We start from the raw sequence: 16,071 nt of genomic DNA, 5'->3' as shown, positions 1-16,071 counted from the left end.
CTGGGAGAGTGTGTGACCGTGGACGCTCTCTCGGTGCGGGGACTCAGCCGCAACTTCGGCAACCTGGTCGTGCTCGACGACGTGACCTTCACGCTGCCGCCGGGCCGGGTCGCGGTGGTGCTGGGCCCCAACGGCAGCGGCAAGACCACCCTGCTGCGCTGCGTGGTGGGCGCCGACCGGCCGGACGCGGGTGAGGTGCGGGTGCACGGTTACCGGGCCGACGAGACCGACCCGCAGGTGCGCTCGCTGGTGGCCGCCGCCCTGGACGACATCGACTTCTTCCCGGACCTGTCCGTGGTCGAGCATCTGGAGTTGGTCGCGTACGCCCACGGGGGCAGCGCCGAGCCGGTCGAGGAGGTGCTCACCGAACTGGGCCTGGAACCGGCCCGTGATCAACTCCCGGTCACCCTGTCCAGCGGGCAGCGCCGCCGGCTCGCGCTGGCGTCCTGCTTCGTCCGGCCGCGCCGGGTGCTGATCCTCGACGAGCCGGAGCAGCGCCTCGACGTCGCCGGACGGCAGTGGCTCGCCGACCGGCTGCGGCGCGAACGCGACGCGGGCACCACCGTGCTGATGGCCTCGCACGACCCGGAGCTGATCGACGCGGTCGTGGACGAGCGGATCGAGATCGGCCGGTGACGGCCGCGCCGACCACGATCGCCGAGGCGCCCGCCGGGCTGCCCACCGCCCGGCAGGTCCGTGGGCACCTGCGTCGCGCCCGTCGCCGCCACCACGACCATTCGCTCGGCGATGTGCTGGGCAGCGCGTACGTCATGGTGCTGTTCGTGGGCATGTACGGCTGGTTCGCGATCAGCGCCAGCCGCGACGTGCTGGACTCCCCCACGGTGGGCCAGGCCGAGCCGGGCGTGCGGTGGTGGCTGGCCCTCGCCGCGCTGCTCGCCGGCACCGGGCTCGTCTGGCGCGGCCTGCGGGCGTTCGGCCCGCTGCTGGTCACCCCGGCCACGCAGAGCTGGGTGACCAGCGCGCCAATCGATCGGCGGGCCTGGCTGGCGCCGCGCCTCGCGGTACTGCTGGCGGGCGCCGCGGCCGGCACGGCCGCGCTCGGGGTGGCCGTGGCGGCGCTCGGCGGGGTCGGCGAGCCGGCGGCCCTGGGCTGGGCGGCCGCTGCCGGCGCGGGATGGGGCACCGCGGCGCTGGCGCTCAGCGTCGTCGCCCAGAGCAGTCGTGCGGGACGGCGGTGGCCGGCCCTGGCCGGCGCGGTCCCGATGGTGGCCGCCGCCGTCATCACCGCCGTCGTGGTGCTCACCGGCCGCCTCGGCGAGGGACTGCCCCGGCCGTCGTCGACGCCGACGATCGCCCTGGTCGCCGTCGCGGCGCCGCTCGCGGTCGTCGCCACGGTGCTGGCGGTACGCGCGCTGCCGCGCGTCGACCGGGCCACCCTGACCACCGGCGCGCAGTTCGCCAACGCCGCCGCCACGGCCACGATCCTGCTCGACCCGAGCCTGCTGTCCGGCCTGGTGGAGAGCCGTCGTTGGCGGCGCGTCGGTCGGGTCCGCAGCAGCCGGTTCCTGCCCGGTCCGGGCTGGTGGGCGTTGCTCCAGGCGGACGTCCGACGGCTGCGCCGGCACCCCAGCGCCCTGCTGATCTGGGCGGGGCTCGTCGGTGTCCAGTACGCGGCCGCGCTCGCCCTGCCCGGCCTGGCCGGGGCGGCGCAGGTGGTGTTCGCCTACCTCGCCGTCAACCGGCTCACCGGTGGGCTGCGCGCGGTCAGCCGGTCGGCCGGGCTGCGCCGGGCGCTCGGTGGCAGCGACGCCCTCCTGCGCGGTATCCACGTGGCGGTGCCGGCGGTCGGCGCGGGCCTGTGGTGGCTGCTGACCCTGCCGAGCCTGCCCGACGTCGACGCCGGCCCGGCCTGGCTCGCGCCGACGCTGGCGCTCGGGGTGGTGGCCGCCGCCTTCCGGGCGGGCACCCGTCCGCCGCTCGACTATGGCGGCGCGACGGTCAACACCCCGTTCGGGATGGTCCCGGTCGACCTGCTGCGGCAGGGTTCCCGGGGACCGGCGCTGCTCGCCGTGGTCGTCCTGCTCCAGCTGTTCCTGGGCTGAGGGGCCACCGCCATCAGCCGTCCAGGCGGCGGACCATGTTCATGATCGTCTCGAGCTGGGCACCGCCCTTGATCGGGAAGTTCGTCGCGCCGAGGTAACCCCACCAGTCCCAACAGCCGTTCGGGTTGCTCAGGGCGGTGCCCCCCTGGGGGTAGAGCACGATCAGGTTGTTGGTGTCGGCGTACTGGTTGAGGTTGGCCCGGTCGACGAAGGCCGTCCCCACCGACCCGGCCCCCTGCACACAGCCGTGCAGGGCGACCAGCAGTCGGCACGACTGGCCGGCCGCGCACGCCGACGGGACGTACGCGTAGCCGTTGGCGTCCATGCTCAGCCCGTTGGCCCACCCGTTGACCGCGAACGTGTTCTGGTCGAAGCGGACGAGCGTCCCGCCCAGCGCTCCCGTGTTCGGCGCGTTGACCCCGCCGAGCAGTTCGCGCAGCAGCGCGTTCTGCGGGTCGGTGCCGCAGTCGTTGAGGTAGGGCGACGCGGTCGCCGTACAGCCCAGCGTGCCGTACGGGGTGACCCACGAGTGACCGGCGGCGGAGCCGCTGTCGTACTGCACGTTGGCCCCGAACCGCTGGTAGTACCGGACGAGGTCGTCGGTGACGGACTTCTTCACGGCGGTGTCGTTGTTGCCGTGGAACACGTACACCGGATCACCCGAGAGGTTGCCGACCGGGTCGACCCAGCCGTACGACGCCCAGGTACGCGTGTACGTCTCCAGTGCCGGCACGTTCGTCGGGTAGATGTTGTCGCCGCAGCCGTAGAGCGCCTGGGCGACGGTGTTCTGGGAGCAGTAGTAGGGGCCGGCGGCGAAGACGGCCGCGCCCCGGATCCGGGACGAGTAGGCGACGTGCAGTTGGGTGGCCATGTAGCCACCGGAGGAGACCCCGGCGACGTACACCCCGGAGACGTTGTAGGTGCCCAGCGACCCGGAGACCGGTGGCTTGGTGGACGGGGTGGCGGCCTGGGCGGGGGCCGCGACGGCCAGGATCAGCAGCAGGACGGCGGTCAGGGCGGTGGCGGCTCTGCGCGGTGTGGTCATGGACGCTCTCCTCGGCAGCGCCGGCGGGGCGTCGACGCGCGCCGAAGCTACCGTGACGTGGGCCACACCCGACATGAGCAGGACCGACATGCTTGTCGATGTCGTTGTGTGCGCCGACCACCCCGACGGTCACGGCAACGCGCCCGCCAATGACTCACCAGGGCACGGGCGTTCCGTCCCAGGAGAAGAAGCCACCGGTGGGGCCGTCCTCCGGCAGCAGGGCCAGACGGAGGGCACCCTGCGCGGCCTCGGCCGGGTCACCGCCGGCAGCGGCGGCCCGGGGGTTGAGATCAGTGGCCCGCAGGCCGGGGGCGAGCGCGTTGACCTTGAAGCGGTCCTCGGCCAGCGTCTGGGCGTAGAGGACGGTGAGGGCGTTGAGAGCGGCCTTGGACGACCGGTACGCGGCGGCGCCGCCGCTTCCCGGGGTGAACTGGGGGTTGGGGGTGGTGCTCCAGGTCAGCGACGCGGTGCCACTGGAGATGTTGACGATGCGCGGACTCGGGGACCGGCGCAGGGCGGGCAGGAAGGCATTGGTCACTGTCACCACCCCGAACACGTTGGTCTCGTAGGTGCGCCGGAACTCCGCAACGCCGGTGTCGGCCGGCGGAGCGAGTGACGGCGAGATGCCGGCGTTGTTGACCAGCACGTCCAGGCGGTCCACCTGAGCCGCGGCCTGTGCGACGGCGTCAGGATCTGTCACGTCCAGGACCAGCAGACGGGCCCCGGCTCCGATCTCCTCGACGGCCCGCTGCCCACGCCCGGCGTCACGGGAGCCCACGTACACGGTGAGACCCTCGGCCGCGAGCAGCCGGGCGATATCCTTGCCGATGCCCTTGTTGGCGCCGGTGACCAGAGCTGTGCGTTCATTCATGCAACCAGTCTTGCCTGGTCATGGGCGCCCTGGCAGGGACAGCCTGTACCAGGCAGTCAAGGAGGCGACATGGCGCGGCAGGAACTGGCGCACTTCCTGCGGGACCGCCGGGCGGCCCTGCGTCCGCGCGAGATCGGGCTGGCGGTGACGGGCACCGACCGCCGCACGCCGGGGCTGCGCCGCGAAGAGGTGGCGGAACTCGCCCACATGTCGGTCGACTACTACACGCGGCTGGAGCAGGCCCGGGGGCCGCGGCCGTCGGCCCGGATCCTGGACGCGCTGGCCCGCGCGCTGCGGCTCACGCCCGCCGAGCGCAGCCATCTGTTCCGCCTGGCCGGTTCGAGCGCGCCGCCTGGCGTCAGCGCCCCGCGGCGGGTGCGCCCGCACGTGGCCCGGATGCTGGAGCGGCTGCCGGAGACCGGCGCCATCGTCACTGACGCGACGTACAACGTCGTCACCTGGAACCCCCTGGCCCGGGCACTGCTCGGCGGCGACCTCGACGGCGGGACGACGAACCTGGCCCGACGCCGCTTCCTGGGCCAGGGGCGGATGTACGAGAGCTCCAGCGCCGAGGAATTCGGGCACATCGTGGTGGCGCGGCTGCGCCGCGCCGCGGACCGCTACCCGCATGACCCGCAGCTGGCCGCGCTGCTGGCCGAGCTGCACGCCGGCAGTGCGGAGTTCCGGCAGATCTGGGAGGCGCGTCCGGTCCACGCTCCCGGGCATCGCACCAAGACCCTGGACCACCCGGAGGCCGGCGCGCTGCGGTTGAACTGCGACGTCCTGCTTGTGCCCGACGATGACCAGGAAGTCGTCCTGATGACCGCCGACCCCGGATCACCTGCCGTGCGGGCCCTGCGCAGGCTGGCCTCGCAGGCGGCTTGAGACGACGGATGCCACAGAGCAGCGCAACATGTCCTGCGCGCGACGGCCACGTCGCTCAGGCGGTGTCGCCCGGGGCGAGGTGACGGTAGCCGGGGATGGTCTCGGCGAACCAGCCGGCGACGCTGGCCAGGCCACGATCGTTGAGCTGCGCGTCGTGGACGGGGTACGCGGCCTCGGCGCCCACCGCGCGCGCGAACCGGATCGCCTCGTCGAGGCGGAGCCACGACCCCTGGGCGGGCACGAGCAGGGTGCGCACCGGCTCGTCCGGCACGTGCACCGAGTCGCCCGGGTGGTAGAGCCCGTCGCCGACCAGGTAGCCGAGGTTGGGACAGTCGGGCTGGCCCTCGTGGATCACGGCGTGCCGGCCGCCGTGCGCGCTGACCGTGATGCCGGCGGCGGTGAAGCGCTCACCCGGGCGTACCCGGTTGACCGGTAGCGGGGCGAGGTCGGGCAGCCGGGCGCCCTCGGGGGCGTACACCGGCACGCCGAGCCCGGCCAGCCGCAGCACGTCCACGTGGTCGGTGTGTTCGTGGGTGACCAGGACGGCGTCCGCGCCGACCAGCGCGCGCGGTTCGCTCCAGGTGCCCGGGTCGATGACCAGCACCGCGCCGTCGTGCTCGACGCGGACGCAGGAGTGCGTGAACCGGGTGATCCGCATCCGGTCACGGTACGTCGCGCCCGGCCGGGGTACTGCCCGTGCATGCCTCAGCGATACGACACGTACCCCCGGATCGCCGTCGTCACCGGCGCGGACTCCGGCATCGGCAAGGCCAGCGCGGTCGCCCTGGCCGAGGCCGGCTTCGACATCGGCATCACCTGGTACGGCGACCCCGACGGCGCCGAGCGGACGGCGACCGAGGTCCGCGCGACCGGGCGACGGTGCGAGGTCGCCGAGGCCGACTTCACCCGCCTGCCGGACGCGACCGCGGTGATCGACGAGCTGGCCGACCGGTTGGGCGGCATCGGGGTGCTGGTCAACAACGCCGGCACCGGCGGCTCGACGCCGTTCGTCGACACCGGCTGGGAGCAGTGGCGCGAGGTGCTGGCGGTGGACCTCGACGCTCCGTTCTTGTGCGCGCAGCGGGCCGCGCGACGGATGCGGGCCGCCGGCCTTGGCGGGCGGATCGTCAACATCACCAGCGTGCACGAGCACGCGCCCCGGGTCGGTTCGGCCGCCTACTGCGCGGCGAAGGGCGGCCTGGGGTTGCTGACCCGGGTGATGGCCCAGGAGTTGGCCGCCGACGGCATCACCGTCAACGCCGTCGCTCCCGGCGAGATCGCCACACCGATGACCGGGCAGGAGGACGTCGACCCGTTCACCCAGTCGCGGCCCGGCGTACCGGTGGGGCGCCCGGGTGACGCGCGGGAGGTCGCGGCCGTGGTCGCGCTGCTGGCCTCGCCCGCCGCCAGCTACGTCACCGGGGCGTCCTGGCCGGTGGACGGCGGCATGCTGCTGATGGGCCCGCAGGCCAACGCGCTCACCAGCGACGACTGGCGTCGGATCTAGTCCTGCGTCCCCTCGACATGCGGACGATGTAGAGGAACTGGGCCCCGAACGCCGCGAGCGCGACGGCCACCCCGGCGACGACCATCAGCCAGTGCCACCCCCCGACCATGCCGAGCACCAGGACGACGGCCGAACCGACAAGTGCGGCATTGACCGCGCCCACGAGCGCGGCCGTGGTGAGCAGGAACTCCCAACGCCCCGGCCGGATGCCCACCAGCTGCCGGGCCGCCTCCGCGCTGTCCTCGGACGCCACCGCGTCGGCGAAGAAGTCGTGCTCGCTGGCGAGACGGTGGTGGTAGTAGGCGCGGATGCGCTGGATCCGCTTCATGTCCAGCGAGTTCTCCACGGTGGTCTCCACCAACCGCAGGAAGGTCAGCACCCCGATGATCACCAGGATCGGCAGCACCGCGCCCAGGTAGGGCCGCACCACGCTGTCGTTGCCGGCGGCGAAGCCGAGGCCGATCAGGGCCGCCGACAGCACGGACAGGAAGATGGTGGCACGGCCGGTGGCCTCGTCGATCGTGCCGGCCCGGGACGTCTGTAGGGCGTAGTGCTCGGTGTTGAGGACGCTCAACAGCGCCTTCTCGCGTTCCGCGTCGTCCACACCGTCACCCTCCGCGCTCGCCCGACTCCGATACCGTCACCCTACGAGTGGTACGGCGGGCCCGGCCGACGAAACCGTCGGTCACGATCGGGACAGCGAGCGGCAAAGCCGGCACGTATCCTCCGCATCTCGGTGGGCGACGATGGAAGGGGACCGGATGCCCCAGTGGGCGGGTCGGGGCGAGGGTGGCGGCCGACAGCGACGCGCCTTCGTCGTCGGTGGGGCGCTGCTCGGCATCGCGGTCGTGATGCTGCTGGCCGCCTGGCGCAGCAGCGGCTTCCTCAGCGACCTGCTACTCAACATCGGCTCCAGCGTGGTCCTCGCCGCGATCTCGTACGTCATCTTCGACCCGTTGTTCGAGGAGGCCCGCCGGGCGCGGGTACAGGAGCACCTGAGCTTCGACCAGCACGCGTTCGTGAACCGGCTGCACCGCTGCGCACGCCGGGTGCGCATCCTGGACACCTGGACGATCCTGCTGGAGGACACGCACCGGGAGCAGACGTTGCGGGCGCTGCGGACGGCCCTCGCGAACGGCGCGCAGGTGCAGTTGCTCCTGCTCGACCCGGACTGCACGGCCGCCCAGCAGCGCTCGGAGGAGTTGGAGCGGCAGCGGGTGGACGTGCCGCGTCAGATCCGCACCAACCTGCGTCACCTGGCGCTGTTCCAGGAAACCCTGGACGACCGGTTGCGGCGCCGGTTGCAGGTGCGGCTGTACGACGCGTCCCCGTCGATCCAGCTCTACCAGTGGGACAGCCGGGCGCTGATCTCGTTCTTCCCGATCGGGAAGCTGTCGTTCAACGTGCCGCAGCTCGAGGTCGACATGGACAGCCCGTGGGGTGGGTTCGTGCACGCCCGTTTCGAGGAGCTGTGGGAGCACGAGCAGGCGACCGTCAACCTGGAGCGGTACTGGTCCGTCGCCGTCACGCTGCGCCACGACGACTCCGACGTCATCGAGATGCGGGTGCCCTACGTGAGCGTGGACGGGCAGCACTACGTCGACTGCGCCGGGTTTCGGGTCACCGGGCCGCTCACCGTCCGGGCGGTGCTGCCACCGCGTACGCCGGGTGGCGCGCCGGCAGTGTTCGCGCTGGCGGAACCGGTCGATGGGGACCCCACGCCGGCCGCCACCGTGCGCAGGCACTTCGACCAGAAGTACGGCGACGCGCAACGGGAGATCCGCCGGCTGGTGCCGCCGGGCGGTCCGCGTACCCCCGATCCTCGCTCCGCGGCGGCCAGCGACGCGCACGGACGGTGACCCCGGCGGCTGCGGGGCCGCGACCCCCGCGACAATGGGGGTCGTCGCCCCGAATCGCCAGGAGGACCGTTTCCGTGTCGACGCACCCCGCGCCGCCGTCCGGGTCGGCGCGCCTCGCCGCCGACTGCGCGCGCTGCTTCGGGTTGTGCTGCGTGGTGCCGGCCTTCGCCGCGTCGGCCGACTTCGCCATCGACAAGCCGGCCGGGCGACCCTGCCCGAACCTGCGCCCGGACCACCGCTGCGGCATCCACACCGAGCTGCGGGAGCGCGGATTCGCGGGCTGCACCGTCTTCGACTGCTTCGGCGCCGGACAACAGGTCGCGCAGGTCACCTTCGGTGGGCGGGACTGGCGGGACGCTCCGGAGACCCTGCCGGCGATGGCCGAGGCGTTCCGGGTGCTGCGTCCGCTGCACGAACTGCTCTGGTACCTCACCGGGGCGCTGTCGCTCACCCCGTCGGCCGGGCTGCGCGCCGAGCTGGACCGCGCCCGCGCCGAGATCGTCGGGCTCACCGAGGGCGATCCGAGTCGCCTGCGCGCCGTGGACGTCGATGCGCAGCGAGCCCGGGTCAACCCGCTGCTGTCGCGCGCCAGCGACGCGGCGCGCGCTCCCGGGGGCGTCGACCGCCGGGGCGCCCACCTCCTCGGCGTCGACCTGCGCCGGACGGACCTGCGCCGTGCCAACCTGCGCGGCGCGCTGCTGATCGGCGCCGACCTGCGCGGCGTCGACCTCGCCCTGGCCGATGTCACGGGCGCGGACCTGCGCGGGGCCGACCTGCGCGGCGCGGACCTGCGGACGACGCTCTTCTTGCACCAGGCGCAGCTCGACGCCGCGCGCGGTGACGTTCGCACGGGCCTGCCGGCGACGCTGACCCGGCCGGCGCACTGGACGGCGCTCGCGCTCACACCGGTGCGCGCCCCCGCTCCGGGCCGTCGGGGGCGGCGGCGCTGACGAGGGTACGAGGTACGCGGGCACCTCCCGGACCGCCGGCTGGTTCGGAATCGATCGGGACCTCAGGTACGCATAGGCCCTGCGCCTGCCGCGCCGCAGGCGACCCCGGCCGTCCAACCGGCGGCTGCCGCCGGACGAGGTTTCGCAGGTGACGACGCCGGGTAGCCACCGCCGACGCGGACCGGCAGCGACGGGAGGCACGGCGTGGGCTACCGAAAACGCGACGGTGAGCTGCCGGGCGACCCGCAGCACAGCGAAGACGAGAACGGCCAGGTGCCGTTGGTGCAGGTCGAGACGGACACCGAGGTCCCTGCCCCGGCCGACACGGACGAACGGCCGGACATCGTGACCGAGGGCGACAACTCCGGTGTCGCCGGTGGATCGTCCGGGAGCAGCGGCGGCGGGTCGAGCATGCCGGGGCACCCCGACGCGACCCGCCGACCCTAGCGGGTCGACAGCGCGGCGCGCGCCTCGGTCATGCCCTTGTTGGCCAGGCCGTCCGCGCGCTCGTTCTCCGGGTGACCGTTGTGCCCCTTGACCCACAGCCAGGTGACCTCGTGGCGCTCGCAGGCGGCCTCCAACCGCTGCCACAGGTCGGCGTTCTTCACCGGCTGCTTGGCGGCGGTACGCCAGCCGTTGCGCTTCCACGACGCCAGCCAACTGGTGATGCCGTTGCGCACGTACGTGCTGTCGGTGTGCAATTCGACGGTGACCGGTCGGTTCAGGCTCTCCAACGCCTGGATGGCCGCCATCAGCTCCATCCGGTTGTTGGTCGTCGGCGTGGCCTCGCCGCCGCACAGCTCGCGCTCGTGGTCGCCGTAGCGCAGCAGCGCCCCCCATCCGCCCGGGCCGGGGTTGCCACTGCACGCCCCGTCGGTCCAGATCTGCACGCCTCTGCCCTCCGCCATGGCAGGCAACCTACCGGGCGACGACCACGTGACGACCCGTCGGGGGCCGCCACGCCGAGACCGGAGGCGCTAGGGTCTGCCGGATGGACCGGCACGTCGCGTTCGACCGTCTGCACAACTTCCGCGACCTCGGTGGTTACCGCACCGGCGACGGGCGTACGGTCCGCTGGCGGCTGCTGTACCGCTCGGACTCCCTCGGCAAGCTGGCGGGCGCCGACCTGGAGCGGTTCCACGCCCTCGGTGTCGGCACGGTGATCGACCTGCGGTATCCGTGGGAGATCGCCGCACGGGGTCGGGCACCGCAGGCAGACGGCCTCGCCTGGCACAACCTCAGCATCGAGCACCGCACCTACGACCAGGCGACGATCGACCCGCAGCTCGACCCGTGGCGTTACCTCGCCGATCGGTACGTCGAGGTGGCCGAGGACGGCGTGACCGAGCTGCGGCAGGCGTTGGAGGTCGTCGCGGCCGCCGACGCTCCGCTGGTCTTCCACTGCGCGTCCGGCAAGGACCGCACCGGCCTGCTGGCCGCGCTGCTGCTGGCCCTGCTCGGCGTCGACGAGGACCAGATCGCCGCCGACTTCGCGCGCACCGAGCTGGCCACCGAGCGCCTCATCGCCGACTGGCACGCCCTCAACCCCGACCGCGAGCTGCTCTGGCCCGGGTACGGTCGCGCTCCCGAGGCCATCATCCGGCACTTCCTGGCCGACCTGACCGCCGCGTACGGGTCGGTGGTCGGCTACGCCACCGACCGGCTCGGGGTGGACGAGGCGTTGACCGACCGGCTGCGTGACCGCCTCCTCAGCCGGTAAGGGGGAAAATCGCGCGCCCGGGCGGGTCCGGTCTGTCAGAGTCGACCGTCGTGGACGGGAACTGGGACGGCCTGCGGGCCGACGTACGGCGCACGATCGACGAGCTGATCGCCAGCGGACGGGAATCCGGGGTGCAGGTCGCCGCGTACCTCGACGGCGAGCCGATCCTGGAGGTGCACGCCGGGAGCGCCGACCGGGCCACCGGCCGGGCGCTCGGCGGTGACACGCCAATCTGGAGCGTGTCCACCGGCAAGGCCCTCACCGCGACCGTGGTGCACGTGCTGGCCGAGCGCGGCGAACTGGACTACGACCTGCGGATCGCCGACGTGTGGCCGGAGTTCGGCAAGAACGGCAAGGAGCGGGTCACCCTGCGGCACGCGCTCACCCACACGGCAGGTGTGCCCGCCCTGCCGGCGGACGTGACGCCGGAGGACTTCGCCGACTGGGACCGCATGTGCGCGATCGTCGCCGACGCCGAGCCGATCGCCGCGCCCGGCGCGGTGAAGGCGTACCACGCGTGGACCTTCGGTTGGCTGGTGGGTGAGGTCGTCCGTCGGGTCACCGGCAGGCGTGTCTCGCAGGTGCTCGCCGAGGACGTGGCCGGTCCCCTCGGGGTGGCCGACGAGCTGTACCTCGCCGTGCCGGCCGCCGAGCTGGACCGGCTGGCCCGGGTCGAGGACCGCAACCTGTCGGCGCTGTTCGACTACGCGAGCGCCAACCTGCCGAACTTCGACCGGGTCGCCCCGGTTGGCGTCCGACCGGGCGCGCAGGTCGGCAGCCGGGCCGACGTTCTCACCGCCGAGGTGCCGGCCACCGGCACCATGACCGCTCGCGGGGCGGCGCGGATGCTCGCCGCGCTGATCGGCGAGGTGGACGGCGTACGGCTCATCTCGGCGGCTCGGCTGCGGGAGGCGACGACGCCGGACGGGCCGCCGGGGCCGGAGTGGGTGTTCGGGCAGGAGACGACGTGGGGTCTCGGGTACGCGGTCGACGACGACGGCTCGTTCGGCGCGGCCGGCAGCGGCGGCAGCCTCGCCTTCGCGTACCCGGAGCTGGGACTGACGGTCGCGGCGACGAAGACCCTGCTGGGGGCCGGTGACGGCGACCCGATGGAGGACCTGCGGGTGCTGATCCGCGACGCGGTGTCGGCCCGGCGCTGACCAGGGCTGGCTCAGCTCTCGGGGTCGGCCGGGGGCCGGGGCGGGCCGCCGACCACGGCGGCCGGGATGGCCGGAGCGGGACGGGCGGGGCGGAGCCGGTCGCGGACGCGGTGCGCGGCGTCGCCGACGGTGGCGGCGATCATCGGCCCGAGCCGGGTCGAGTTCATGATCGCAACCTCCTCGGCCGGGGTGGTGACGCCGTCGAGGAACCGTAGGACCCGCTCGGCGGGGTTGCGGTCGAAGAGCCGGTCGAAGAAGTCGGGGCCGCCGACGCCACCGGTGTCCAGCGCGCGCAGCGCCACCGCGTCCATCCAGCGGTGCCGGGCCGGGTACGCGGGCTGCGGAACCGGTGGCCGGCCGGCGGTGAGCGCGCGGGCGATCTGGTCGGCCTGCCGGTACATCGCGGAGAAGGTGAACCCGGTGGAGGGGCGGGTCGCGCCACCGGCCGTGCCGAGGCGTACGACGCGGGGCGAGGGCCGGGCCGGGAACGGCGCGTCGGTCATCGGGATCACCCCGTTCTCGACCTCGCGGACCCGCAGCCCGCCCGGGTCGAGCCCGAGCAGGTCGCGGTAGCCGGCCAGAGCTGTGTCGTACCCGGCGTCGGTGAGCAGGTCGGGCGAGAACTCGGTGTACTCGACGAGGGCGTACCGGTCGCTGACCGGCAGCACGTACCCGAAGGAGACGCCCCGGGCCGGCTGCGGGGTACGGAAGTCCATGAGGACCGCCCGCCGCGGGTCGAACACCGACCGGTCGGCCTCCAGCCACCAGCCACGGAAGTGCTGCCACCAGGTCGTCCGGCCGGCACGTGCCGGCGGGCGGGGGCGGGAGTCGAGCACCCAGCGGGCCCGCACAACAGACCCGTCGCCGCAGCGGACGACCACCCGGTCGCCGTCGTCGGAGACCGTCCCGGCCGGGGCGATGACACGGGTGGCGGCCAGCCGGCGTTCGGCCTCGGCAGCCCGGTCGTAGACCGGGCCGGAGCGCAGCATGGCGTACCGCAGCGGGGTCAGGTCCAGGACGCGACGCCGCGCGGGCGTGACCACCTCGACCTGGTGCCAGCTCGCGCTGAGCAGCGGGTCGAGGTCGCTGTCCGGGTCGCCCCAGAACGCCCAGGTGCGGTCCTGGCCGCGCCGGCGGACCGGGTCGACGACGGCGATCCGCAGGTCCCGGACGCCGTGCCGGTCGAGCGCGGCGAGCAGCAGCGAGGCAGCGCCCCCGCCACCGAGCAGCGCGAGATCAACGTCGAGGTGGCTCACCCGCACCACGCTGCCACACCGGCGCGCAACGGCACCCTCCGCACCGCGATCTTGCAGTTGCTGTGGCGACATACAGGCATGGCACACCTGTCGGCGACCGAAGGTGCAAGATCGGCGCAACCCTGTCGGCCCGCACCAGGACCCGCCTTCGGGTGGACACGTGACGGCAACGAAGGTTTCTCATTTTCACCTGATCGGGGTCCCAACCCACCTAGTGTTGGGCACACCGGTGCTAGTCACGGAGTTGGCCACCCGAACGACGTCCCACGCAGTCAGCGGACGAAAAGTGAGGGAAGACGCGTATGAAGGTCTCAACAGCACTCTGCTCGACGGCGCTCGGCGTGGGTCTCGGCACGCTCCTGCTGCCGGGCGCCGCACTGGCCGACACCGTCGTGTCACCGGCCACCACCCCGGTCGGAGGAACCGTCGTGCTCACCGCGACGACCTGCAACCCGAAGTCGGGCGACGTCATCTTCCGGGTCACCGGACCCAACCGCGACGAGAACGTCCGATCCACCACGGCCGCCGCGGGTGGCGGGCTCAGCGCCGAACTGTTCACCGCCGGGTTCACGCTGGGCTCGTACACGGTGGCCGCGACCTGCGGCGACGGCAGCTCGGCGGGTAGCGCCACCTTCACCGTCACGCCGATCGGCGGCGCCCCGGCCGGCTCGGGCGGCGACAGCCGGAACGGACGCGACGCGGGCGCGCTCGCCGCCGGAGGCACCCTGCTCGGCACCGCCGCCGCCGGCGCGGTGCTGCTGGTACGCCGACGCCGACCGGTGTCCACCGTCGCCTGACCGGCGACCGCTTCATCCCTTGAGGACGGGTGCCCGTGCCGGTACGACCGGTGCGGGCACCCCGACGAGCCCTGACGGAGGTGCCCACGTGTGGTGGCGGCAGCGGGCTCTGGCGGCGGTGGTCGCCCTGCTCGGCGTGTCCGGGCTGGGGCTGATCACCGTCGGCCTCACCGCCGGGCCGACCCGTCCCCCCGGGCCGTCGGCCGACGCGCCGACACACTCCCGGCCCGCGCCGGACCTGGCGCCGCTGGCCCGCGCCGCGCCCGTCCGGGTGCAGATTCCCACCATCGGTGTACGCGCCGACATCGTCCCCGTCGGCGCGGACGCCGCCGGGGTGCTGGAGGTACCGCCTCTGGACAAGCCGACCCTCGCCGGCTGGTACCGGCACGGGGTGAGCCCCGGCGAGACCGGCAACGCCGTCCTGGTGGGACACGTCGACTCCCCCACCGGACCGGCGGTCTTCTTCGACCTCGGTCGGCTGCGCGCCGGCCAGCAGATCCAGGTCACCCGGGCCGACGCGCGGGTCGCCACGTTCACCGTGGACGGCGTCCACGCGTACCCCAAGGACCGCTTCCCCAGCGGCCTGGTCTACGGCCCGGCGGACGTCGCCGGGCTACGCCTGATCACCTGCGGCGGCCGTTTCGACGACGCGACCGGCAACTACGTGGACAACATCGTCGTCTTCGCCACCCGCACCGCCTGAGCCGATCCCTAGCCTGTCCGTCGCGGCACGCGCAACCCACCCCGTTGTCGGGGGCGGGACGCCGCTGGGCAGAATCCGGTGGCACCATGCCCTGCGAGCACCGTGGCCGCGACGGTGCGCGGGAGGGGGCGCGTCGTGGATCAGCGAGCGGTACGGGACCGGGCTGGTCGGGGCGTACGCGCCCTGGCCCGTCGACTACTCGGCCGCGACGGCGGTGCCGCTCCCGCGCCCCGGCGGTCCAATCCGGACGCCGTCGTCGACTGCGCCGTGTACGTCAAGGGTCGCCGCGAGCCGGGCCGGCCGCACTACGACGACGCGTACGCGAGCGCCCGACGTGGCCGCGACTCCTTCGTGTGGCTCGGGTTGCACGAGCCGGGGCCGGCCGTGCTCGCCGCGGTGGGCCGCACCTTCGGTCTGGACGAGCTGACCGTCGAACAAGCGCTCGCCGACGGGCACCGGCCCACGGTGCAGCGGCACGGGCCGGTCACCCTGCTGGTGCTGCGCACCGCCGGGTACGTGGAGCACGCCGAGCTGACCGACACGTCCGAGGTGATCGACACCGGTGACGTGATGGTGCTGCTCGGTGACCGGTTCGCCGTGACCGTGCGGCACGGCGCGGCCGGGGCGCTGCGCGACGTCCGCGCCGACATCGAACGCCGACCGGCGCTGCTGGCCGCCGGGCCCTGGGCGGTGGCGTACGCGGTCTGCTCCCGGATGGTCGACACGTACCTGGAAGTGGCCGGGCACGTGGAGCACGACCTGGAACGCGTGGAGGAGGCGGTCTTCGCCCGCGACCGATCGGCCGACATCCAGCACATCTACCAGCTCAAGCGGGAGGTGGTGGAGTTCAAGCGGGCCGTGCTCCCGCTCCAGACTCCCCTGCGGACGCTGCTCGACCCGACCGGCGACGGACCGCCGCGCGCCCTGCACCGCTGGTTCGTGGACGTCGACGGCCGGCTGGGCCGGGCCGTGGACCGGGTGGCCGCGTACGACGACCTGCTCACCTCGATCGTCCAGTCCCGCCTGGCGCAGCTCGCCGTCGAGCAGAACAACGACATGCGCAAGATCGCGGCGTGGGCCGCGATCGCCGCGACCCAGACCGGCATCGCCGGCATCTACGGCATGAACTTCGACCACATGCCCGAGCTGGCCTGGCGCTACGGGTACGCGGGCGCGCTGGCCCTGATGGCGGTGGCCGCACTCGCCCTGTACCGCCTCTTCCGCCGCTCGGGCTGGCTGTGAGCGCAGCGCGCCG

The 16,071-nt window shown here is 73.6% G+C and carries 18 protein-coding genes; 12 read left to right on the top strand and 6 right to left on the bottom strand.

What is annotated here, in order from left to right:
* Positions 1-12: 12 nt before the first annotated feature.
* Both ACTFTM_RS14315 and ACTFTM_RS14310 read left to right on the top strand, forming a co-directional pair.
* Positions 13-636, top strand: coding sequence for an ABC transporter ATP-binding protein (locus ACTFTM_RS14315; RefSeq protein ID WP_449566261.1), 624 nt, complete (start codon positions 13-15; stop codon positions 634-636).
* Positions 633-2,063, top strand: coding sequence for a DUF6297 family protein (locus tag ACTFTM_RS14310; RefSeq protein ID WP_449566260.1), 1,431 nt, complete (start codon positions 633-635; stop codon positions 2,061-2,063). The genes ACTFTM_RS14315 and ACTFTM_RS14310 overlap by 4 nt, the downstream gene beginning before the upstream one ends.
* Before the next feature lie 13 nt (positions 2,064-2,076).
* Here the strand turns inward: ACTFTM_RS14310 and ACTFTM_RS14305 are convergent, their stop codons facing one another.
* Positions 2,077-3,108, bottom strand: a complete 1,032-nt coding sequence (locus ACTFTM_RS14305) for an extracellular catalytic domain type 2 short-chain-length polyhydroxyalkanoate depolymerase (protein WP_449566259.1) — start codon at positions 3,106-3,108, stop codon at positions 2,077-2,079.
* 154 nt (positions 3,109-3,262) lie between these two features.
* Positions 3,263-3,979: an SDR family oxidoreductase gene (locus ACTFTM_RS14300; RefSeq protein WP_449566258.1), complete on the bottom strand. Its 717-nt coding sequence runs from the start codon at positions 3,977-3,979 to the stop codon at positions 3,263-3,265.
* Positions 3,980-4,048: 69 nt separating this feature from the next.
* Between ACTFTM_RS14300 and ACTFTM_RS14295 the strand changes: the two genes are divergently transcribed.
* Positions 4,049-4,864, top strand: coding sequence for a helix-turn-helix transcriptional regulator (locus ACTFTM_RS14295; RefSeq protein ID WP_449566257.1), 816 nt, complete (start codon positions 4,049-4,051; stop codon positions 4,862-4,864).
* A 55-nt stretch (positions 4,865-4,919) separates the two neighbouring features.
* Here the strand turns inward: ACTFTM_RS14295 and ACTFTM_RS14290 are convergent, their stop codons facing one another.
* Positions 4,920-5,522, bottom strand: a complete 603-nt coding sequence (locus ACTFTM_RS14290) for an MBL fold metallo-hydrolase (protein WP_449566256.1) — start codon at positions 5,520-5,522, stop codon at positions 4,920-4,922.
* 42 nt (positions 5,523-5,564) lie between these two features.
* Between ACTFTM_RS14290 and ACTFTM_RS14285 the strand changes: the two genes are divergently transcribed.
* On the top strand, positions 5,565-6,371 hold the full coding sequence (locus tag ACTFTM_RS14285; protein ID WP_449566255.1) for an SDR family oxidoreductase: 807 nt from the start codon (positions 5,565-5,567) through the stop codon (positions 6,369-6,371).
* Here ACTFTM_RS14285 and ACTFTM_RS14280 read toward each other — a convergent pair.
* Positions 6,343-6,975 carry a hypothetical protein gene (locus tag ACTFTM_RS14280; RefSeq protein ID WP_449566254.1) on the bottom strand — a complete coding sequence of 211 codons (633 nt, stop codon included), beginning with the start codon at positions 6,973-6,975 and terminating at the stop codon, positions 6,343-6,345. The two genes, ACTFTM_RS14285 and ACTFTM_RS14280, sit on opposite strands and share 29 nt — an antisense overlap.
* Positions 6,976-7,132: 157 nt before the next feature.
* On the opposite strand from ACTFTM_RS14280, the gene ACTFTM_RS14275 reads away from it, so the two are divergent.
* From ACTFTM_RS14275 to ACTFTM_RS14265, 3 genes are all read left to right on the top strand, one after another.
* Positions 7,133-8,230, top strand: coding sequence for a DUF5919 domain-containing protein (locus tag ACTFTM_RS14275; RefSeq protein WP_449566253.1), 1,098 nt, complete (start codon positions 7,133-7,135; stop codon positions 8,228-8,230).
* Positions 8,231-8,304: 74 nt separating this feature from the next.
* Positions 8,305-9,180, top strand: a complete 876-nt coding sequence (locus tag ACTFTM_RS14270; protein ID WP_449566252.1) for a pentapeptide repeat-containing protein — start codon at positions 8,305-8,307, stop codon at positions 9,178-9,180.
* Positions 9,181-9,384: 204 nt separating this feature from the next.
* Positions 9,385-9,627, top strand: coding sequence for a preprotein translocase YidC (locus tag ACTFTM_RS14265; protein WP_449566251.1), 243 nt, complete (start codon positions 9,385-9,387; stop codon positions 9,625-9,627).
* On the opposite strand, the gene rnhA is transcribed toward ACTFTM_RS14265, so the two are convergent.
* A complete protein-coding gene (gene rnhA / locus ACTFTM_RS14260) occupies positions 9,624-10,088 on the bottom strand; it encodes a ribonuclease HI (RefSeq protein WP_449566250.1) in 465 nt (154 codons plus the stop codon). The genes ACTFTM_RS14265 and rnhA overlap by 4 nt on opposite strands.
* A gap of 83 nt (positions 10,089-10,171) precedes the next feature.
* Between rnhA and ACTFTM_RS14255 the strand changes: the two genes are divergently transcribed.
* Together ACTFTM_RS14255 and ACTFTM_RS14250 are read left to right on the top strand one after the other, a co-directional pair.
* Positions 10,172-10,900, top strand: a complete 729-nt coding sequence (locus ACTFTM_RS14255; protein ID WP_449566249.1) for a tyrosine-protein phosphatase — start codon at positions 10,172-10,174, stop codon at positions 10,898-10,900.
* Between the two features lie 50 nt (positions 10,901-10,950).
* On the top strand, positions 10,951-12,060 hold the full coding sequence (locus ACTFTM_RS14250; protein ID WP_449566248.1) for a serine hydrolase domain-containing protein: 1,110 nt from the start codon (positions 10,951-10,953) through the stop codon (positions 12,058-12,060).
* An 11-nt stretch (positions 12,061-12,071) separates the two neighbouring features.
* Here the strand turns inward: ACTFTM_RS14250 and ACTFTM_RS14245 are convergent, their stop codons facing one another.
* A complete protein-coding gene (locus ACTFTM_RS14245) occupies positions 12,072-13,316 on the bottom strand; it encodes a lycopene cyclase family protein (RefSeq protein ID WP_449566247.1) in 1,245 nt (414 codons plus the stop codon).
* A gap of 302 nt (positions 13,317-13,618) precedes the next feature.
* Between ACTFTM_RS14245 and ACTFTM_RS14240 the strand changes: the two genes are divergently transcribed.
* The 3 genes from ACTFTM_RS14240 (at position 13,619) to ACTFTM_RS14230 (ending at position 16,058) form a co-directional block, all read left to right on the top strand.
* Positions 13,619-14,113: a hypothetical protein gene (locus tag ACTFTM_RS14240; protein ID WP_449566246.1), complete on the top strand. Its 495-nt coding sequence runs from the start codon at positions 13,619-13,621 to the stop codon at positions 14,111-14,113.
* A gap of 88 nt (positions 14,114-14,201) precedes the next feature.
* On the top strand, positions 14,202-14,816 hold the full coding sequence (locus tag ACTFTM_RS14235; protein ID WP_449566245.1) for a class F sortase: 615 nt from the start codon (positions 14,202-14,204) through the stop codon (positions 14,814-14,816).
* A gap of 135 nt (positions 14,817-14,951) precedes the next feature.
* Positions 14,952-16,058: a magnesium and cobalt transport protein CorA gene (locus tag ACTFTM_RS14230; protein ID WP_449566244.1), complete on the top strand. Its 1,107-nt coding sequence runs from the start codon at positions 14,952-14,954 to the stop codon at positions 16,056-16,058.
* The last annotated feature ends 13 nt before the right edge of the window (positions 16,059-16,071 follow it).

This window comes from Micromonospora sp. RB23 (assembly GCF_053585025.1).
The sequence above is the reverse complement of the archived record's forward strand: the minus strand, read 5'-3'. Positions and strand labels throughout refer to the sequence as shown.